Below are 20,035 nucleotides of genomic sequence, written 5' to 3'. Positions count from 1 at the left end.
CGTTCGCCGGTCTGCAGTACCTGGGAGTGCGTCGCCTCGCGGCCTAACTTGTCCGCGCGTCCGGCCCGGTCCCGCGCTACAGCTTGCGCAGCCGCAGCCGATTGATGGAATGGTCGGCGTCCTTGCGCAACACCAGGGTGGCGCGGGGCCGGGTCGGCAGGATGTTCTCGACCAGGTTGGGCCGGTTGATCGACCGCCAGATCTCGCGCGCGGCGGCGACCGCCTTGGTGTCGTTGAGGGCCGAGTAGTGGTGGAAGTGCGATTCCGGGTCCGCGAAGGCCGTGCCGCGCAGCGACAGGAACCGCGACACGTACCACTGCTCGATGTCCTCGATCCGGGCGTCGACATACAGCGAGAAGTCGAACAGGTCCGACACCATCAGGGTCGGGCCCGTCTGCAGGACGTTGAGACCCTCGAGGATCAGGATGTCGGGATGACGGACCACGTGCTTGGCCCCGGGGATGATGTCGTATTTCAGGTGCGAATACACCGGCGCACAGGCGTGGTCGGATCCGGACTTGACCGATGTCACGAACCGCATCAACGACCGGCGGTTGTAGCTTTCCGGAAAGCCCTTGCGGTGCATCAAGTTTCGCCGATCGAGCTCGGCGTTCGGGTACAGGAAGCCGTCGGTGGTAACCAGGTCCACCCGGGGATGGTGATCCCAGCGGGCCAGCAGCGCCTGCAGCACGCGGGCCGTCGTCGACTTGCCGACGGCCACGCTTCCCGCGACGCCGATGATGAATGGCACAGGACGGTCCGGGTTCTGTTGGGGTTCCCCGAGGAATTCCGCGGTGGCGGCGAACAGCCGCTGGCGCGCGGCGACCTGAAGGTGGATCAATCGGGCCAGCGGCAGGTAGACCTCTTCGACCTCCAGCAGGTCGATCTGCTCGCCGAGACCGCGCAGCCCGACCAGTTCCTCTTCGGTGAGGGCCAGCGGCGTGGACATGCGAAGCGCACGCCATTGTTTTCGGTCGAACTCCACATAAGGGCTCGGCTCGCTAGGCCGCGGCATAGTGCACAAGTGTGGCAGGGGCGGACGCGCGCCCGACGGCTGGGCTGGCGAAAAGCGCGCTGGATAGACTGGCGCCCGTGACTGCCGCACCCGACGCCCGTACCTCCGCCACCGTGATGTCGGCCCCGCTCGCCGAGGTCGATCCCGACATCGCCGAGTTGCTGGACAAGGAGCTGCACCGGCAACGCGACACCCTGGAGATGATCGCCTCCGAGAACTTCGTGCCGCGGTCGGTGCTGCAGGCCCAGGGGAGCGTGCTGACCAACAAGTACGCCGAGGGATTGCCCGGCCGGCGCTACTACGGCGGATGCGAGCACGTCGACGTCGTGGAGAACATCGCCCGCGACCGGGCCAAGGCGTTGTTCGGCGCCGAGTTCGCCAACGTCCAGCCGCATTCCGGCGCGCAGGCCAACGCCGCCGTGCTGCACGCCCTCATGTCTCCGGGGGAGCACCTGCTCGGCCTGGACCTGGCCAACGGCGGCCACCTCACCCACGGGATGAAGCTCAACTTCTCCGGAAAGCTGTACGAGGCCGGCTTCTACGGCGTCGACCCGAAGACGCACCTGGTCGACATGGACGTCGTGCGGGCCCGGGCGCTCGAGTTCCGCCCCAAGGTGATCATCGCCGGCTGGTCGGCCTACCCGCGGATCCTCGACTTCGCGGCGTTCGCCTCGATCGCCGACGAGGTCGACGCCAAGCTGTGGGTGGACATGGCGCACTTCGCCGGGCTGGTCGCGGTGGGCCTGCACCCGACGCCGGTGCCGCACGCGGACGTGGTGTCGACGACGGTGCACAAGACCCTCGGCGGCGCCCGTTCCGGCATGATCCTGGGCAAGCAGGAATACGCCAAGGCCATCAACTCGGCGGTGTTCCCCGGCCAGCAGGGCGGGCCGCTGATGCACGTCATCGCGGGCAAGGCGGTCGCGCTCAAGATCGCCACCACCCCCGAGTTCGCCGACCGCCAGCAGCGCACGCTGTCCGGGGCGCGCATCGTCGCCGACCGGTTGCTGGCGGCCGACGTGGCCAAGGCCGGCGTCTCGGTGGTCAGCGGCGGCACCGACGTGCACCTGGTGCTGGTCGACCTGCGTGACTCGCCGCTCGACGGCAAGGCCGCCGAGGACCTGCTGCACGAGATCGGCATCACCGTCAACCGCAACGCCGTCCCCAACGACCCCCGGCCGCCGATGGTGACGTCGGGGCTGCGAGTGGGCACGCCCGCGCTGGCCACCCGCGGTTTCGGCGACGCCGAATTCACCGAGGTCGCCGACATCATCGCCACCGCGCTGGCAGCCGGTACGTCCGCCGACGTCTCGGCGCTGCGGCAGCGGGTGACGCGGCTGGCCAGGGACTTCCCGCTCTACGAGGGCCTGGAGGACTGGACGCTCGTCGACCGCTGAGCGCTTTAGGGACCAAAGTCACCATTCGGCGGCAACACGCCCCAACAATTTCACCGAACCTGTACCTACGAGTTACAGTAACCGCATGGCACAGAAACCTGTTCCTAACACGCTGACCCTCGAACTCGAGCCCGTGGTCGAGCGGCTGATGGACCGCCACCTCAACACCGAGGACCTGTGGTTCGCCCACGACTACGTGCCCTTCGACCAGGGCGAGAACTTCGCCTTCCTGGGCGGACGCGACTGGGACCCGTCGCAGACCACGCTGCCCAGAGACATCACCGACGCCTGCGAGATCCTGCTGCTGCTGAAGGACAACCTCGCCGGGCACCACCGCGAGCTCGTGGAGCACTTCATCCTCGAGGAGTGGTGGGGCCGCTGGCTGGGCCGGTGGACGGCCGAGGAGCACCTGCACGCCATCGCGCTGCGCGAGTACCTGGTGGTGACGCGGGAAGTCGACCCGACCGCCAACGAGGAGGCCCGCGTCGAGTACGTGATGAAGGGCTACCGCGCCGACACCTACTCCCAAGTCGAAACGTTGGTCTACATGGCGCTCACCGAGCGCACGCAGGCGGTCTTCTGTCGCAACCTGGCGGCCCGGATCGAGGAACCCGTCCTGGCCGGTCTCATCGACCGCATCGCCCGCGACGAGACGCGGCACGAGGGGATCTTCGCCAACCTCGTCGCGCACTGCCTCGAGTTCACGCGCGACGAGACCATCGCCGCCATCGCCGCGCGGGCGGCGGACCTGCAGACGGTGGGGGCCGACATCGACGCCTACGCGGACAAGGTGCAGGCCGTCGCCGACGCCGGCATTTTCACTCCGCAGGATTTGCGGCAGGCGATCTCCGACCGCATCACCGAATGGGGTGTGGCGGGCGAGCCCGCGCTGGCGCAATTCGTCATTAGTTAAACCGATCTTCACCGGAACCGGCCGCCGTCAGCGGCCGGTTTTTGGTGTCCCCGTGTCGGTCTCGGCGCGCCTGCGCGGCGCCGAAGCGGCCACGAGAGTAGCGTCGTTCCCGATGGCCAGCGACAAGATCTGCTGCCAGGGCGGCACCTTCCGTCACTACTTCGGTAGTTCTAGGCAGGACCGGCCCCGGTCCTGGTGCTGCGGCTCCCGCCGACATGCCTGTGCGGGTCCGCGCGGGCTTACCCGCTCGAGGAGCGCTTCGTGACCGATCTCCGGACCTATGTGCTCGACACCTCCGTGCTGCTGTCCGATCCGTGGGCGTGCAGCCGGTTCGCCGAACACGAGGTGGTGGTTCCGCTGGTGGTGATCAGCGAGCTGGAGGCCAAACGCCACCACCACGAACTGGGCTGGTTCGCCCGTCAGGCGCTGCGCCTGTTCGATGATCTTCGGCTCGAGCACGGACGGCTGGATCAGCCGATTCCCGTTGGGACACAAGGCGGCACACTTCACGTCGAACTGAATCACACCGACCCCACGGTGTTGCCCGCGGGCTTTCGCACCGACAGCAACGATTCGCGGATCCTGAGCTGCGCCGCCAACCTCGCCGCCGAAGGCAAGCGAGTTACGTTGGTCAGCAAGGACATTCCGCTGCGCGTGAAGGCCGCGGCGGTGGGCCTGTCCGCCGACGAATACCACGCGCAGGACGTCGTGGCGTCCGGGTGGTCGGGTATGTACGAGATCGAGACCGCCACCGAGGATATCGACGCGCTGTTCGCCGACGGCGAGATCGACCTGGTCGAGGCGCGAGACCTGCCCTGCCACACCGGAATTCGGCTGCTGGGCGGAAGCTCGCATGCACTGGGCCGGGTCACCGCGGCGAAACGCGTGCAGCTGGTTCGCGGGGACCGTGAGGTGTTCGGGCTGCGCGGCCGTTCCGCCGAACAGCGCGTGGCGCTGGACCTGCTGCTGGACGAGTCGGTGGGTATCGTGTCGCTGGGCGGCAAGGCCGGGACCGGCAAGTCGGCGCTGGCGCTGTGCGCGGGCCTCGAGGCGGTGCTCGAACGGCGCACCCACCGCAAGGTGGTGGTCTTCCGTCCGCTGTACGCGGTCGGGGGCCAGGAGCTGGGCTACCTGCCCGGCAGCGAGAGCGAAAAGATGGGCCCGTGGGCCCAAGCCGTGTTCGACACGCTCGAGGGACTGGCCAGCCCGGCGGTGCTCGAGGAGGTGCTGTCCCGCGGCATGCTCGAGGTGCTGCCGCTGACCCACATCCGGGGCCGCTCGCTGCACGACTCGTTCGTCATCGTCGACGAGGCGCAGTCGCTGGAGCGCAACGTGCTGCTGACCGTGCTCTCGCGGTTGGGCACCGGATCGCGGGTGGTGCTCACCCACGACATCGCCCAGCGCGACAACCTGCGTGTCGGCCGCCACGACGGGGTCGCGGCGGTGATCGAGAAGCTCAAGGGCCACCCGCTGTTCGCCCACATCACGCTGCTGCGCAGCGAGCGCTCGCCGATCGCCGCGCTGGTCACCGAGATGCTCGAGGAGATCGCCGGGCCGCAGTGAGCGTGAACACCTGGCTTTCACTGTCACTTCAGGGCGGGAAATCCGCGTAAACGTCGCCTTGATGCAACACTGAAAACCCTGGTTACACGGTCAACGCGGCTGCTGCACACCCAACCCCCGGTAGGCTTTCTACGTGCCGAAACGACCCGACAGCCAGGCCTGGCGCTATTGGCGGACCGTGTTGGGCGTCGTGGCGGCCGCCGCGGTGCTGGTGATCGGCTCCCTCACCGGCCACGTGACGCGGGCCGACAACCTCAGCTGTTCGGTCGTCAAGTGCGTCGCGTTCACCTTCGATGACGGGCCAGGGCCATATACCGAGCGGCTGCTGCAGGTCCTGAAGGACGCCGACGCCAAGGCCACCTTCTTTCTGATCGGCAACAAGGTCGCCGCCAACCCGGCGGGAGCCAAGCGCGTCGCCGACGCCGGCATGGAGTTCGGCAACCACACCTGGGAACACCCCAACATGACCACGATCCCGCCGGAGGACATCGCGGGCCAGTTCTCCCGCAGCAACGACGCGATCACCGCCGCGACGGGCCGGGCCCCGTCGCTGTGGCGCCCCGCCGGCGGGCTGTCCAACGAATTGGTGCGCCAAACCGCGGGGAAGTTCGGGCTGGCCGAAATCCTTTGGGACGTCATCCCTTTCGACTGGATCAACGACTCCAACACGGCCGCGACGCGGTACATGCTGATGACGTACATCAAGCCAGGCTCGGTGGTGCTGTTCCATGACACCTACTCGAGCACCGTCGACCTGGTGTACCAGTTCATCCCGGTGCTCAAGGCCAACGGCTACCGCTTGGTGACGGTCAGCGAGTTGCTCGGGCCCCGGGCGCCGGGCAGCACCTACGGCGGGCGCGAAAACGGGCCACCGGCCAACCAATTGCACGACATTCCGCCCAGCGAGATCCCGGCCCTGCCCAACACGTCCTCACCCAAGCCGATGCCCAACTTCCCGATCACCGACATCCCGAACCAGAACTCGGGCGGCCCGACCAACGGCGCCTAGGAAGGTTCGGGCGCACCCGCGGCTACCTTTATAGGGTGATCAAGCCGAGCTGGCTTCGGGCTCCAGCGGCTGGGCAGCGAAAGTCCGCCCGCAGGTTGGCGATCCAGTACGCGATCGACCTCACGCTCGCCTACGTCGTCGCAGTCGTCGACGCCGCCGCGATCCTGATCCCGCTGCGGGGGCACACGTCGGCGGCGGCCGACGTCGACATCGCGGCAAAGAACACGGCCCTGGTGGTGGTGCTGATCGTGGTGGGCATCGTCGGCGTCGTGGTGGCCGGCGTCTGGAACCTGGCTCCCACGCTGCGTTGGTATGCCGCCGGGGACGAACCGACCGACGCGCAACGGGAAGCGGCGATGAGGATCCCCGGCCGCCAGTCGGTGATCCTCTTGCTGGCCTGGGGCGGCGCCGGGGTGATCTTCGCGGTGCTGAATCTGGCCGGCGGCGCGGAGGTGATGCTGCCCATCTCCCTCGGTGTGCTGCTGGGGGCGCCGGCGGCCGCGGGCATGGGAATGCTGTTCGCGCAGCGCACCCTGCGGCCCATCATGGGCGCCGCCACGCTCGGCCGCGAGCCGCGCCTGGTGGTGCCGAGCGTGTTCGCTCGGCTGGTGCTGCTGTGGTTCTTGTGCAGCGCGCTGCCGATCGGGGTGATCGCGACCCTCGTCGTTCTTCGCTCATACGGGTGGCTGATTCAGAAGTCGGCGTCGCTGGACGTGCCCGTGCTGGTGGTGTCGTTGGCGGCGGTGCTGCTCGGTTTGCCGACGATGATCCTGACGTCGCGGTCCATCTCCGATCCCCTCAGCGAGGTCGTCGACGCGATGGCGGAGGTGGAGCACGGCCGCATGGAAACCTACATCGGCGCCTACGAGCGCTCCCAGATCGGGCGGTTGCAAACGGGATTCAACCGAATGGTCGCCGGGCTCGCCGAGCGGGACCGGCTGCGGGACCTGTTCGGGCGCCACGTCGGAGCCGACGTCGCGCAGCGCGCCATTCAAGAGGGCGCGTCGCTGTCCGGCGATGTGGTCGAGGCCGGGGTCCTCTTCATCGACCTGGTCGGCTCGACGCAACTCGCCGAAAGCCGCCCGCCGCAAGAGGTCGCCGCGGTGCTCAACGACTTCTTCCGGATCGTGGTCGACGCCGTCGACGAGCACAACGGGCTGATCAACAAGTTCGCCGGCGACGCCGCGCTGGCCGTCTTCGGCGCCCCGTTGCGAACGGCGCAACCGGCGTCGGCGGCGCTGGCGACGGCGCGCGCGTTGGCCACCCAGCTGCGCCGGCTGCCGGTCGTCGATTTCGGCATCGGCATCTCGGCCGGCCGGGTGTTCGCCGGCAACGTCGGCGCCGAAAACCGTTACGAATACACGGTAATCGGCGATGCGGTCAATGAGGCCGCGCGGCTGGCCGACCTCGCCAAAACCGCCGAACGGCGAATCCTGTGTTCGGCGGCGGCCATCGAGCGGGCCGATGACGCCGAGCGCGCGCACTGGGCCGAGTGTTATTCCACCGTGCTACGCGGGCGCTCGGAGGCCACCCACGTGTCCGCGCCGGCGGGCCCCGCTACTTCTTGACCTTCAGCGCGGCGATGACCCCGTTCATCACGCCCGCCGAACCCGCATCGCCGATCGGCGTCGCGCCCATGAAGACGGTGACCGGCTTGGTGTCCACCGCGATGATGACCACCGAGTCGCCCTTGACGTTGCGCGCGGGGTCGGCGATCGTGATGTCCGCGTCGACCCGGGCGGCCTTGACGCCGTCGACCGTGATCGACGACTTCTTCAGCGGCCCGAGCGTCGGCGTCGCGTTCGCGTATCCCGGCCCGTTGGCCACGCAATCCATCAACTTCGCCGCCTGCGCGGCGACGTCCATGCTGCTGACGAAGTTGGTGACGGCGACCTCGGCCTGCATCATCCACTGATTGGCGCCGGGGACCTCCTGCCCGACGCCGACGGCGCCGATCAGGTTCGGGCTCTGGTCGTCCGAGAACCCCATCCAGCCCGGCGCCGCGTTGGCCGGGAAGGACAGCTTGCCCGCGCTGATCGTGTCGCCCGAGGGCTTGTCGCCGCCGGACACGTTGGGCGTGCAGCCGGTCGCCGTCTGCTGGGCGCTGTTGGGCGACGACGGCGCGCTCGTCGAGGAGGGGACCGACGGGTTGGTCGAGGGGCCCGCCGCGTAGGGGCCACCCGGCGCCGGGTACGGGTACCCGCCGCCCGGTGGCGGGCCACCCGGTGGCGGGCCGGCCGGTGGCGGGCCGGCCGGCGGCGGGCCACCCTGCGGCGGGCCGCCCCAATATGGGCCCTGCCCATAGGGATTCGCGCCGTAGGGATCCTGGCCGTAGGGGCTGCCGGGGGGACCGCCGGGGGGGTTTGTCATCGCCGAACCGCTCTCATCTAGTCCTCCGGCTTCACTTTGGCCATCGCCAACACGTCGAGGCGGCGGTCCAGCTCTTCCAGCGACAGCTTGTCACCGATCAGACCGCGATCGATGACGGTCTGCCGAATTGTCTTGCGCTCCTTGAGAGCCTGTTTGGCCACCGCGGCGGCCTCCTCGTAACCGATGGCCGAGTTCAGCGGCGTCACGATCGACGGCGACGATTCGGCAAGCTCGCGCAGGTGATCGACGTTCGCCTTGAGCCCGACGATGCAGCGCTCCGCGAACAGCCGCGAAACGTTGGACAGCAGCTTGAAGGACTCCAGGATGTTGCGGGCCATCATCGGGATGTAGACGTTGAGCTCGAAGGCGCCGGACAACCCGCCGACGGCGACCGCCGCGTCGTTGCCGATCACCTGCGCGGCGACCTGCGTAACCGCCTCCGGCAGAACGGGATTCACCTTGCCCGGCATGATCGAGCTGCCCGGCTGCAGGTCCGGCAGCTGGATCTCGGCCAGGCCGGTCAGCGGGCCCGATCCCATCCAGCGGACGTCGTTGGCAATCTTGGTCAACGACACCGCGACGGTGCGCAGCGCGCCCGAGGCCTCGACCAGCCCGTCGCGGGCGGCCTGGGCCTCGAAAGAGTTGACCGCCGGCCGCAATTCGCTCAGGCCGGTGGACGCCACCAGCGTCTCGACCACCTTGACGCCGAAGCCGTCGGGTGCGTTCAGGCCCGTGCCGACCGCGGTGCCCCCGATCGCCAGTTCACCCAGCCGCGGCAGCGTGGCCCGGACCCGCTCGATCCCGGCCTCGATCTGGCGGGCGTAGCCGCTGAACTCCTGGCCCAGCGTCACCGGGACGGCGTCCATCAGGTGGGTGCGCCCGGACTTGACCACCGTCTGCCACTCGCGCGCCTTGCTCGCCAGCGCGTCGTGCAGCACCTCGAGGGCGGGGATCAGGTGACGCACCGCGGCCTCGGTCGCCGCGATGTGGGTGGCGGTCGGGAAGGTGTCGTTGGACGACTGCGACATATTGACGTCGTCGTTGGGGTGCACCGTCACCCCGTTGGCGGCGGCGATGCTGGCGATCACCTCGTTGGTGTTCATGTTCGAGCTTGTGCCCGAACCGGTTTGGAAGACGTCGATGGGGAACTGGTCGTCGTGGCGGCCGTCGGCGATCTCGGCCGCCGCGGCGATGATCGCGTCGGCCTTCTCCGGCGCCAACAGCCCGAGGTCCTTGTTCACCTGCGCACAGGCGCCCTTCAGCAGGCCCAGCGCCCGGATCTGGGTGCGCTCCAGACCGCGGCCCGAGATCGGGAAGTTCTCGACGGCGCGCTGAGTTTGCGCGCGCCACAGGGCTTTTGCCGGCACCCGAACCTCGCCCATGGTGTCGTGCTCGATGCGGTACTCGGCGCCGTCGGCTTCCTCAGTGGCCATAGATCGGTCTCCTGGTTTCGTTTCGGGTCGGGTTGTCAGGGCAGGGGATAGGCGGCAGAGCTGTCGCCGGTGAAGTCGATCGCGGAGTACTCGTTGAGCTTGGATAGCCGGTGATAGGCCTCGATCAGGCGCACCGTGCCCGACTTCGAGCGCATCACGATCGACTGGGTGGTGCAGCCGCCGGGGTAGTACCGCACGCCCTTGAGCAGGTCGCCCTCGGTCACCCCGGTCGCGCAGAAGAAGACGTTCTCGCCGGACACCAGGTCCTCGGTGGTCAATATCTGGTCCAGGTCGTAGCCGGCGTCCAGCGCCTTGCGGCGCTCGGCCTCGTCTTTGGGGGCCAGTTGTGCCTGGATGGCGCCGCCCATGCAGCGGATGGCCGCCGCGGCGATGATGCCCTCCGGTGTGCCGCCGATGCCGGCCAGCATGTCGGTGCCCGACTCCGGCCGGCACGCGGAGATGGCGCCGGCGACGTCGCCGTCGGTGATCAGCCGGATCCGGGCCCCGGTGGCCCGGACATCTTCGATCAGTTGCGCGTGCCGCGGCCGGTCCAGGATGCACACCGTCATGTCGCGCACCGACAGGGCCTTGACCTTGGCGACGGCCTTGATGTTCTCGGCGATCGGCGCGGTGATGTCGAGCACGTTGGCGGCCTCGGGCCCGACGGCGATCTTGTTCATGTAGAACACCGCCGACGGGTCGAACATCGCGCCGCGGTCGGCCACCGCCAGCACGGAGATGGCGTTGGGCATGCCCTTGCTCATCAACGTGGTGCCGTCCACCGGGTCGACGGCGAAGTCGCACTCCGGCCCGTCCCCGTTGCCGACCTCCTCGCCGTTGTAGAGCATCGGCGCCTGGTCCTTCTCGCCCTCGCCGATCACCACCACGCCGCGCATCGACACGGTGTTGACCAGCTCGCGGATGGCGTCGACGGCCGCACCGTCGCCGCCCTCCTTGTCGCCGCGGCCCACCCACCGACCGGCCGCCATGGCACCGGCCTCGGTTACCCGGACCAGCTCCATCGCCAGGTTGCGGTCGGGGGCTTCGCGGCGTTGGGGGCGATCGCTCATGGTTGCCGATTGTCCCAGAAGCGGATCGGTCTGCGGGAACTGGGATACTCGGGCTTATGACCGACGAGCCGCAGCCGAACGCCGAGCTAGGCGAGCCGGCGCCGGCGCCCAAACCGGCAAAGCCCCGGTTGCTTCAGGACGGTCGCGACATGTTCTGGTCGCTGATGCCGCTGGTGATCGGCTGCATCCTGCTGGCCGGCCTGGTCGGGATGTGCTCGTTTCAGCCGGTCGGGACGAACAAGGGCGCGATCCCGTCCTACGACGCGGCGGCCGCCTTGCGGGCGGACGCCCAGGCGCTGGGCTTTCCGATTCGGCTGCCCCAGTTGCCCGCCGGGTGGCACCCCAACTCGGGCGGTCGCGGGGGCATCGACAACGGCCGGACCGACCCCTCGACGGGTCAGCGGTTGCACGCGGCCACCTCGACCGTGGGCTACATCAGCCCGACGGGCATGTACCTGGGCCTGATCCAGAGCAATGCCGACGAGGACAAGCTCGTCGGGTCTGTCCATGCCTCGGCATATCCGACCGGTGCGGTCGATGTCGACGGGGTCAACTGGGTCGTCTATCACGGCAGCGCGCAGGGCGCGCAAGCAGAGGGGGCCACCGAGCCGGTGTGGACCACCCGGTTGACCGGGCCGGCCGGCGCCACTCAGATTGCGATAACCGGTGCCGGTAGTCCCGAAGAATTTCGTACGCTGGCCTCGGCCACGCAGACAGCGTCGCCGTTACCCGCCCGCTGAGAGAAGGCACCGCGTGACCGCACCCCAAGCAGACCTGTCCGGATGGTCCGTGGCACCGTTCACCGGCGGGGGCTACACCCACGACGTCTACCGCAAGGGCACCGGCCCCGGCGTGGTGTTGATTCCCGAGATACCCGGCATCCATCCCGCGGTGCTGGGCCTGGGTAATCACCTGGTGGACAACGGCTTCACCGTCGCCATGCCGTCGCTGTTCGGTGAGCCGGGCAAGCCCAAGACTATCGGCTACATCGTCGGCACCATCACGCGAGCGTGTGTCGCAAAGGAATTCGCGGCGTTCGCCACCAACAAGGAGCGGCCGGTGTCGTTGTTCCTGCGCGCGCTGGCCCGCGACCTCAACGCGTCGACGCCGGGCAAGGGCGTCGGCGTCATCGGCCAGTGCTTCACCGGTGGCTTCGCGTTGGCCGCCGCCGTCGACGACAGCGTTTTGGCGCCGGTGCTTTCCCAGCCGTCGGTGCCGATGCCGTTGGGCCGCAAGCGACGCGCCGACACGGGCTTGAGCGAGTCCGAGATGACCACCGTGGCCGATCGCTGCGCCAACGACGGGCTGTGTGCTCTTGCCCTGCGCTTCAGCGAGGACCCCGTGGTGCCGCGGGAACGGTTCGCGGCGCTCAAGGCGCGGCTCGGTGACGCGTTCGAGGTCATCGAGATCGACTCGCGCCCAGGCAACGAGGGTGGCTTCGGCAAGATGGCGCACTCGGTGCTGACCGACGAGGTTCGCGATGTTGACGGTCAACCCGCTTACGAAGCGCGCAAACGGGTAGTCGAATTCCTAACCGAGCGGCTGAGTTAGGGAAGTTCGAGATCCATGGCGACCGACGACCGCGTGGTCGAAACCACCCATGGCCCGGTCCGGGGCGCCGACGACGGCGACGTCAGGACTTGGAAGGGCATCCGGTACGCCGCGCCGCCCGTCGGCGACCTGCGGTTCCGGCGCCCGGAGCCGCCGAAGCGGTGGGCGCAGGTCGCCGACGCCACGTTCTACGGCCCGGCCTGCCCGCAACCCACCTTCCCCAACATGCCCCTGGAACTCGGTGCGCCGCAGGGGGAAGACTGCCTGAGCCTGAACGTGTTCGCCCCGGCGGGCACCGCGCCCGGCGACGCCAAAGCGGTGCTGGTGTGGCTGCACGGCGGCGCCTACGTGCTCGGATCGGCCAGCCAGCCGCTCTACGAGGGCCACCGGTTGGTCAGTGGCGGTGACGTCGTGGTGGTGTCGGTCAACTATCGGCTCGGGGCGCTGGGCTTTCTCGACCTGTCGTCGTTCAACACCCCGCGGCGCCGCTTCGACTCGAACATCGGGCTGCACGACGTGCTGGCCGCGTTGCGCTGGGTGCGGGACAACATCGCGGCGTTCGGCGGTGATCCCCAACGGGTCACGCTGTTCGGCGAATCCGCCGGTGCGGGCATCGTCACGACACTGCTGGCGGCGCCGGCCGCCGAGGGGCTGTTCGCGGGTGCGATCGCCCAGAGTTCACCGGCCACATCGGTGTACGACCGCGAGCGGGCCGAGCGCGTCGCCGCGAGCTTCCTCGACAAGCTGCGAATCGGCCCGGACACGTTGCCAGACGCGCCGATCGCGGCGATCCTGACCGCGTCGCAGCAGGTGTTCGACGAAGTGCCCGTGCGCAATCCCGGCACACTCGCGTTCGTCCCGATCGTCGACGGCGAGCTGCTGCACGACTATCCGGTCAAGCTGGCGCAGGAGGGTCGCTTGCACCCGGTGCCGCTGATCATCGGCACCAACAAGCATGAGGCGGCGCTGTTCCGGCTGATGCGCTCGCCGCTGATGCCGATCACCCCGCGCGCGATCACATCGATGTTCACCCAGATCGCCGCCGAACAACCCGACCTGCAATTGCCCACCCAGGAGCAGATCGTGTCCGCCTACTCCGGATTGCGGCGCAAGGCAAGGTCTTTGAGCATCGCCACCGACGTCGGCTTCCGGATGCCGTCGGTGTGGCTGGCCGAAGGGCACTCCCACGTGGCCCCGGTGTATCTGTACCGGTTCGACTACTCGACCCCGTTGCTGAAACTGCTGCTGGTCAACGCCGCCCACGCCACCGAATTGCCTTACGTCTGGGGCAATCTCGGGGCGCCGAAGGACCCGACCCTGAAGCTGGGCGGCGCCAAGACCGCCAAGGCGGTCTCGAAACGTGTCCGCACCAGGTGGGTCAACTTCGCCACCCACGGCAAACCCGAGGGTCCGTCCGGCGAGCCGGACTGGACGCCCTACCAGGAGGCCGATCGCGCGTGCCTGCTCATCGACAAGCGCGACGCGGTCGTCAACGATGTCGACGCCCCCATCCGGGCCGCCTGGGGCGCCCAGATGGTGAGCTTTCGCTAGTACCACCAAGCGGAATCGCTCATTCACTAACTCCAGCTCAGGATCGCTTGGTGCCCATGGTTAGATTGGGCAAGTTTTTTCCAAAACCGGGGTTCACATTTGCAGGCGGGTGGCGATGTCAGGGGTGGGTGAGCACTCGATGCCGGAGGATTTCCGCGAACGAGTGCTCGCCGCCGCCTATGACGAACTAACTCGTTGGGGCATAGACCGTTTCCGCATTCTGTCGCTGGCTGACCGGCACCGGCTCGACCCAGCGGCGATTCGCCAAGAGTGGGGCGACGAAGACAGCCTCATGCTCGAAGTTTTCTTGGCGTGGCCGAGCAAAGAAGTCACGGCGCCGGATACGGGTTCGCTCCGTACCGACCTGTTTGCTCTGGCGGCCGGGATGACCTACTACGTCAATTCAGAGATTGGGCGCCGTTTACAGATCACGCACATAATCGACAACCCGGACTTGCCAAGCGCCCGAATTCGCAGGGAAATTTGGCGAGCTCGCGCGGGCACCCATCGCGTCGTGGTCGACCGCGCACGAGAGCGTGGCGAACTTCGAGACGGTGTCGACGCGCTGACGGTGCTGGAATTGCTGTTCGCACCGATCAACATGCGCGCGCTATTCACCGGCGAGCCGGTCGACGACGAATACTGCCGAATCATCTCTGAGTTGGTCTGGCGCGCCATCGCACGGTGAAGCCGGTCATGATGCGAGCGAACTTGTCTGGCTACTTCGTCCGGGCGGCTGCGGCCTGACTCTTCATCTGGCCGAACAAGTCCACGTAATAGGGCAGGCACTCGGACATGGCCTTGTCGGTGGTGAACAACGGCTCGTATCCGAGGTCGCGCCGCGCCTTGTCGATGGAGAAGTAGTTGTCCAGGTACAACCGCTCGATGGCCAGCGGCTCCAGCAGCGGCGCCGGTATCCCGAACCGGAAATGCAGGCGCTGCCAACCGCTCATCGCCGCGCGGACCATCGGGCCGTTCACGCGCACCCGCGGCCAGTTGACGCCGCAGGCCTCCACCACCGGCCGGGCGAACTCGAACATGTTGATCGGGTCGGCGTCGTTGATGAAGTACGCCTGGCCGGGCGCCGTGCCGCCGGGAACCAGATGCTGGGCGGCCAGGATGAAACCGTGAATCAGGTTGTGCACGTAGGAGTTATCGAGCCGGGCGGACTTGCGGCCGATCAGCACCTTGACGTGCCCGGCGATCACGCTTTCGAACAACCTGCGAAACATCGTCTGATCGCCGCGGCCCCAGATGCCGCTGGGCCGGATCGCGCACGTCAGCATGTCCCCAACACCGTTCTGGCTAAGTACAAATCGCTCGGCGACCACCTTCGTCTCGGTGTAGAGGTCGTTGAACCTGCTGGTATAGGGCAGCGTCTCGTCGCCGCCGGCGATGTTCTGCCCACCCATCACCACGCTGTTGGACGAGGTGTAGACGAACCGCTTCACCCCGGCCCGCTGCCCGGCGTGCACGAGGTTCTCCGTCCCGCCGACGTTGACGGCGAAGCTGCGTTGACGGTATTCCTCGGTGACCGACGCGCCGCCCATCAGCTCGATGAGCGCGGCGGTGTGAAACACCGTGTCGATGCCGTCGACCGCCGCGGCGCAGACGCCCGCGTCGGTGATGTCGCCCTGCAGGACCTCCAGCTGTGGATGCGCCGGCAGCGGCGAGGGGGCGCGGTCGAACGAACGCACCTGGTATCCGCGGTCGAGCAGGGTGGTCACCAGGTTCGCGCCGACGAACCCCGAGCCGCCGGTGACCAGGACGCGCCCGAGTTCGGTTGTCAGTGATGGATCACCCATGCCAGCAAGCTTAACTGAAACGTGTTCCAATCTTGTACCGAAGTTCGCCGGCCGATTGAGCGGCCGGCCGGCGCTCAGCCCTCGTCGGCCTCGCCGGCAGCCAGCGCATCCTCGACCCGCTTGCGGGCCCCAGCTAAGTGTTCTTCGCAGCGTTTGGCCAGCTGTTCGCCTCTTTCCCAGAGCTGCAGCGACGCGTCCAGGTCCAGGCCGCCCTGTTCCAGCAGCCGCACCACTTCGATCAGCTCGTCGCGGCACGCTTCATAGCCAAGCTGACTAATGGGCGTAATTGGCCTACCCGATTCTTCGTCATTGGCCGCCATCGGACACCCCCTCGCTGACGGCCGCCACGGCGCCATCGGCGACCCGCACCCGAAGCCGCGTGCCCGAAGGCGCGTCGCCGACCGAACGCAGCACCGCGGCGGACCCCGCGTCGGGAAGTGTCTGCACGACGGCGTAGCCGCGGGCCAGGGTGGCCGCGGGGCCCAGCGTGGCCAGCCGCGCGCGGAGGTGACCGACGCGGTCGGTCTCCGCGGCGACCAGCCGCCGGATGTCGCGGCGCACCGCCGTGCGGGCGCGGTGGATCTCGTCGGCGCGGGCGGTCAGCGCCGTCAGCGGCTCGGCCAGGACCGGGCGGCTGCGCAGCTGGGTCAGTGCGCGCTGTTCGCGGGACACCCAATTGCGCAGGGCCTGCGCGCTGCGCCGGCGCAAATCGTCGACCAGCCGCTGCTCGGCAGCGGTGTCGGGCACCACCTTTTTGGCGGCGTCGGTGGGGGTTGCGGCGCGCAGGTCGGCGACCAGATCGCACAGCGGGTTGTCGGGCTCGTGCCCGATCGCGCTGATCACCGGGGTGCGGCAGGCCGCGATCGCCCGGCACAGGGTCTCGTCGGAGAACGGCAGCAGGTCCTCGACGCTGCCCCCGCCGCGGGCCAGCACGATCACGTCGACGTCGTGGTCGCGGTCGAGTTCCTGCAGGGCCTCGACGATCTGCGCGACCGCGTTGGGCCCCTGAACGGCGGTGTTGCGCACCGCGAAACGCACCCCGGGCCAGCGGGCGCCGGCCACGGTCGTCACGTCGTGTTCGGCGGCGCTCGCGCGGCCGGTGATCAGCCCGATCATGTTGGGCAGGAAGGGGATTGGTCGCTTCAGCCGGGGGTCGAAGAGCCCTTCGGCGTCGAGCAGCCGGCGCAGCCGGTCGATGCGCGCCAAGAGCTCGCCGATGCCCACCGCGCGAATCTCGCTGAGCCGCAACGAGAATGTGCCGCGGCCGGTGTAGAACGACGGCTTGCCGCAGACCACCACCTGGGTGCCCTCGGCGAGTTTCACCGGCGCGTTTGCCACCAGGTCACGCGAACACGTCACGGTCAGCGACATGTCGGCGGCCGGGTCGCGCAGCACCATGAACACCGTCTTGGAGTCGGGGCGCATCGTGATCTGGGCCAGCTGGCCCTCGACCCAGACGATGCCCAGCTTGTCGATCCAGCCGGCGACGCGCACCGCCACCGCGCGCACCGGAAAGGGGTTCTCGGCGGAGTTGGGCTCGGGATTGGCCGCTCGGGTCACTTCGCGTTCGCGCGGGTGATCCTGTTGGCGAGGAGCGTCTGGAACGGCGCCCGCGCCTTGGTGGCCTGTTCGTAGGCCAGCAGGGCCTCGAGCTCGTCGACGCTCAGCGACTGCAGCCGCGCGCGCAGCTGGGCCAGCGTCAGCGTCGGGTAGTCGAGTTCGGCCGCCACCGCCGGCTGCGCGACGGTCGGCTTGGCCGCCGGCTTCTTCGATTGCTTCGCCGGTTTGACGAGCGCGCTGGCGTCCTCGTGCGCGTCGGCCACCGAGTACAGCGCGAACCGCCCCTCGGCGCGCCGCTCGGTTTCGTCACCGTCCGCCGCTGGGACCCCGTCGTCTTCGGGCAGGTCTTCGTCGAAGGTCGCCCACTCCGGCTTCTCGTCCTTGGGCGGAAAGATCGACTCCAGGGTGCTGTCGCCCTTGATCACCAGCTCGGCGAGGTTCTGCTGAAATCGCATCACAATGTGCGCCGCCGTGCTGGCCAGCGTCATGGGGTACATCAGGATGGTTTTCGGCAGCTTCATGGTCTCCTCGACAGCGACTGTCGCCGCGCCGACTATCAGCCGAACTCCGTACGGTGCAGTGGCCATGGGTCCAAGACTGCCTCAACCGGCGGATAAGTCCAAGCCGACCGCCGGCCGGTACCCTGAATGTCATGCCGCCGACTGTTGACATGGGAATTCCCGGCTCTGTGGGACCAGCCAGCTCGGTAGCCAACGACCCGACCCGCAAGAGGGTGCTCCTGGCGGAGCCGCGTGGCTACTGCGCGGGGGTGGACCGGGCCGTCGAGACGGTCGAGCGCGCCCTGGAGAAGCACGGCGCCCCCGTCTACGTGCGCCACGAGATCGTGCACAACCGGCACGTCGTCGACACGCTGAAGAAGGCCGGCGCCGTTTTCGTGCAGGAGACCGACGAGGTGCCCGAGGGCGCCATCGTGGTGTTCTCCGCGCACGGCGTCGCGCCGACCGTCTACGCCGCGGCCGCCGAACGCAACCTGCAGACCATCGATGCCACCTGCCCGCTGGTGACGAAGGTGCACAACGAGGCCAGGCGCTTCGCCCGGGACGACTACGACATCCTGCTCATCGGCCACCAGGGGCACGAGGAGGTCATCGGGACCGCCGGTGAGGCGCCCGAGCACGTGCAGCTGGTCGACGGCGTGGCCGCGGTGGACGACGTGACGGTGCGCGACGAGAACAAGGTGGTCTGGCTCTCGCAGACCACGCTGTCGGTCGACGAGACGATGGAGATCGTCGAGCGGCTGCGCCAACGCTTCCCGAAGCTGCAGGACCCGCCCAGCGACGACATCTGCTACGCGACCCAAAACCGCCAGGTCGCGGTCAAGGCGATGGCGCCCGAATGCGAGCTGGTCATCGTCGTCGGGTCGCGTAACTCGTCGAACTCGGTGCGGCTGGTCGAGGTGGCGCTGGGCGGCGGCACCGCGGCCGCGCACCTGGTCGACTGCGCCGACGACATCGACCCGGCGTGGTTGGAGGGCGTGACGACGGTGGGCGTCACCTCGGGGGCGTCGGTGCCGGAGGTGCTGGTGCGCGGTGTGCTCGAGCGGCTCGCCGACTGCGGGTTCGACGTGGTGCAGCCGGTGACGACGGCCCAGGAGACCCTGGTGTTCGCGCTGCCCCGCGAGATCCGGTCGTCGCGCTAGCTAGCCCTCGTACTCCCAGGATTCAGCCGGGAAGCCGCGCGGCGCGCGGTAACCACCCCGGCGCTCGGCTCGCGGATCCCTGGGCTCGCTCAACGGGGCTTCCCCGCGGTAGCGCACCCGCGAAATCGGGTGGTGGGTCGAGTTGCCATTGCCGCTCGGGGCGGGGCGACGGCGCCGGGGCTCATATGACTCGTACCGGTCATAGCGCTCGGGCGCGCTGGGCGGCTCGTACGGCTCGTAGCCGTCGAAGCGGCTGCTCCGAGGCGCCGGCCGTTCGTAGGGATCGCGGCGGGCGCGCGGCTCGCGGCGCGTTTCGCGCGGGTCGGGATCGCCCGGCGGACGTTGGCGGCGCCGTGGCCGCGGCGGGGGTTCGGCGGGGTCGAAGTCGCGGGGCGGCGCCGGGCGCCGGCGTCGCGGCCGCTCGGTTGCGGGTTCGCCTTCGTCGTGAACCGGCGGTCGCGCTCGGCGGGAGTGGCTTCGGCTCGAACGTGTGGCGGACCGCTCGCCCCTCGCCGCCCGGCCGTCCCTCGAGGACCGGCTGGCGGTCCGGGTTCGTTTGGCGCGGGCGGCCGGTGCTTGCTCGTCATCGTCCTCGCGGGGCCCGAGGCCAAGGAGCGAATTCAGTTTCGCCCCAATGCCATTGCCGGCGGAACGGGGTTCCTCTGACGTCTCGTCCGTGGAGTGGGTCGCGACGCGTGGCTTCCCGAAATACCAGCGCAGCAGGCCGATCAGCAGCACGCCGCCCGCGGTCCCCAGCATCAGCGGGAAGCGTTCGATGAGCGGATACCCGCAGTTGATCAGGAGATCCTTGAGGTTGCCGAGCTTGCGTCCGTGGAACATCCAGTAGGCGCCGGGGACCGCGCAGAAAAGAATCAGCGGTGGCTGAATGATCGCGGTGAACACGCCCTCCTGTCGCACGGCCAGTACCGCGGCCAGGCAACCGGCTATATAGAAGCCCGCGAAGACGTGCGTCAGGTCCTTGTGGCCCATCCCGGCGTCGATGCCGTAACCGATGGCGGTCGCGGACACCGCGATGAGCAGGGCCGCCCACCACGGCACACCTGGAATCCTGGGGTGAATCGAGCGGTGGTTGGCCTCAACCGCCGATCTTTCCCGCTGCGCTGACACATGTAGACCG

19 protein-coding genes are annotated in these 20,035 nt (G+C 68.6%); 10 read left to right on the top strand and 9 right to left on the bottom strand.

The annotated features are described in order from the left end of the window. Nucleotides 1–76: 76 nt before the first annotated feature. Nucleotides 77–1,015: a type I pantothenate kinase gene (coaA, locus tag A5712_RS02850; protein ID WP_068100970.1), complete on the bottom strand. Its 939-nt coding sequence runs from the start codon at nt 1,013–1,015 to the stop codon at nt 77–79. A gap of 116 nt (nt 1,016–1,131) precedes the next feature. Between coaA and glyA the strand changes: the two genes are divergently transcribed. From glyA to A5712_RS02825, 5 genes are all read left to right on the top strand, one after another. Further along, nucleotides 1,132–2,412, top strand: a complete 1,281-nt coding sequence (glyA, locus tag A5712_RS02845; RefSeq protein ID WP_068100965.1) for a serine hydroxymethyltransferase — start codon at nt 1,132–1,134, stop codon at nt 2,410–2,412. 85 nt (nt 2,413–2,497) lie between these two features. After that, the gene (locus tag A5712_RS02840; protein WP_068100962.1) at nt 2,498–3,325 is read left to right on the top strand and encodes an acyl-ACP desaturase; all 828 of its coding nucleotides are present in this window, start codon (nt 2,498–2,500) and stop codon (nt 3,323–3,325) included. A 261-nt stretch (nt 3,326–3,586) separates the two neighbouring features. Next, nucleotides 3,587–4,888 (top strand): PhoH family protein, encoded by a 1,302-nt coding sequence (locus A5712_RS02835; protein WP_068101002.1) that lies wholly within the window; start codon nt 3,587–3,589, stop codon nt 4,886–4,888. Nucleotides 4,889–5,021: 133 nt separating this feature from the next. Then, entirely contained in the window at nt 5,022–5,897 is an 876-nt protein-coding gene (locus A5712_RS02830) for a polysaccharide deacetylase family protein (RefSeq protein ID WP_068100959.1), read from the top strand. A 95-nt stretch (nt 5,898–5,992) separates the two neighbouring features. Further along, nucleotides 5,993–7,465, top strand: coding sequence for an adenylate/guanylate cyclase domain-containing protein (locus A5712_RS02825; RefSeq protein WP_082973245.1), 1,473 nt, complete (start codon nt 5,993–5,995; stop codon nt 7,463–7,465). Here the strand turns inward: A5712_RS02825 and A5712_RS02820 are convergent. The 3 genes from A5712_RS02820 to glpX are packed head-to-tail and all read right to left on the bottom strand — an operon-like array spanning nt 7,455 to nt 10,770. Continuing rightward, nucleotides 7,455–8,267, bottom strand: a complete 813-nt coding sequence (locus tag A5712_RS02820; RefSeq protein ID WP_068100956.1) for a hypothetical protein — start codon at nt 8,265–8,267, stop codon at nt 7,455–7,457. The genes A5712_RS02825 and A5712_RS02820 overlap by 11 nt on opposite strands. A gap of 17 nt (nt 8,268–8,284) precedes the next feature. After that, on the bottom strand, nt 8,285–9,700 hold the full coding sequence (locus A5712_RS02815; RefSeq protein WP_068100953.1) for a class II fumarate hydratase: 1,416 nt from the start codon (nt 9,698–9,700) through the stop codon (nt 8,285–8,287). Between the two features lie 35 nt (nt 9,701–9,735). Continuing rightward, entirely contained in the window at nt 9,736–10,770 is a 1,035-nt protein-coding gene (glpX, locus tag A5712_RS02810) for a class II fructose-bisphosphatase (protein ID WP_197519280.1), read from the bottom strand. Nucleotides 10,771–10,826: 56 nt separating this feature from the next. On the opposite strand from glpX, the gene A5712_RS02805 reads away from it, so the two are divergent. The 4 genes from A5712_RS02805 (at nt 10,827) to A5712_RS02790 (ending at nt 14,560) form a co-directional block, all read left to right on the top strand. Continuing rightward, complete coding sequence (locus tag A5712_RS02805) at nt 10,827–11,510, top strand: DUF4245 domain-containing protein (RefSeq protein WP_068100949.1); 684 nt, start codon at nt 10,827–10,829, stop codon at nt 11,508–11,510. Between the two features lie 13 nt (nt 11,511–11,523). Continuing rightward, complete coding sequence (locus A5712_RS02800) at nt 11,524–12,321, top strand: dienelactone hydrolase family protein (RefSeq protein WP_068100946.1); 798 nt, start codon at nt 11,524–11,526, stop codon at nt 12,319–12,321. A gap of 15 nt (nt 12,322–12,336) precedes the next feature. Continuing rightward, nucleotides 12,337–13,872, top strand: a complete 1,536-nt coding sequence (locus A5712_RS02795) for a carboxylesterase/lipase family protein (protein WP_068100943.1) — start codon at nt 12,337–12,339, stop codon at nt 13,870–13,872. A gap of 139 nt (nt 13,873–14,011) precedes the next feature. Next, complete coding sequence (locus A5712_RS02790) at nt 14,012–14,560, top strand: TetR-like C-terminal domain-containing protein (protein WP_068100989.1); 549 nt, start codon at nt 14,012–14,014, stop codon at nt 14,558–14,560. Nucleotides 14,561–14,591: 31 nt separating this feature from the next. Here the strand turns inward: A5712_RS02790 and A5712_RS02785 are convergent, their stop codons facing one another. From A5712_RS02785 to A5712_RS02770, 4 genes are all read right to left on the bottom strand, one after another. Next, nucleotides 14,592–15,677 carry an NAD-dependent epimerase/dehydratase family protein gene (locus tag A5712_RS02785; protein ID WP_068100936.1) on the bottom strand — a complete coding sequence of 362 codons (1,086 nt, stop codon included), beginning with the start codon at nt 15,675–15,677 and terminating at the stop codon, nt 14,592–14,594. A gap of 74 nt (nt 15,678–15,751) precedes the next feature. Next, nucleotides 15,752–15,997, bottom strand: a complete 246-nt coding sequence (locus A5712_RS02780) for an exodeoxyribonuclease VII small subunit (protein WP_068100933.1) — start codon at nt 15,995–15,997, stop codon at nt 15,752–15,754. Beyond that, nucleotides 15,984–17,237 (bottom strand): exodeoxyribonuclease VII large subunit, encoded by a 1,254-nt coding sequence (gene xseA / locus A5712_RS02775; protein WP_068100930.1) that lies wholly within the window; start codon nt 17,235–17,237, stop codon nt 15,984–15,986. Before xseA ends, A5712_RS02780 begins: the two co-directional genes overlap by 14 nt. Further along, nucleotides 17,234–17,824, bottom strand: a complete 591-nt coding sequence (locus A5712_RS02770; protein ID WP_068100927.1) for a lipid droplet-associated protein — start codon at nt 17,822–17,824, stop codon at nt 17,234–17,236. Before A5712_RS02770 ends, xseA begins: the two co-directional genes overlap by 4 nt. A 65-nt stretch (nt 17,825–17,889) precedes the next feature. On the opposite strand from A5712_RS02770, the gene A5712_RS02765 reads away from it, so the two are divergent. Further along, the gene (locus A5712_RS02765) at nt 17,890–18,897 is read left to right on the top strand and encodes a 4-hydroxy-3-methylbut-2-enyl diphosphate reductase (protein ID WP_068100924.1); all 1,008 of its coding nucleotides are present in this window, start codon (nt 17,890–17,892) and stop codon (nt 18,895–18,897) included. On the opposite strand, the gene A5712_RS02760 is transcribed toward A5712_RS02765, so the two are convergent. Further along, complete coding sequence (locus tag A5712_RS02760) at nt 18,898–20,025, bottom strand: DUF6542 domain-containing protein (RefSeq protein ID WP_068100921.1); 1,128 nt, start codon at nt 20,023–20,025, stop codon at nt 18,898–18,900. Nucleotides 20,026–20,035 lie beyond the last annotated feature (10 nt).

Origin of the sequence: Mycobacterium sp. E2327 (genome assembly GCF_001672675.1) — a bacterium.
Lineage (GTDB): Bacteria > Actinomycetota > Actinomycetes > Mycobacteriales > Mycobacteriaceae > Mycobacterium.
This window is presented reverse-complemented; position numbering and strand designations above follow the sequence as displayed.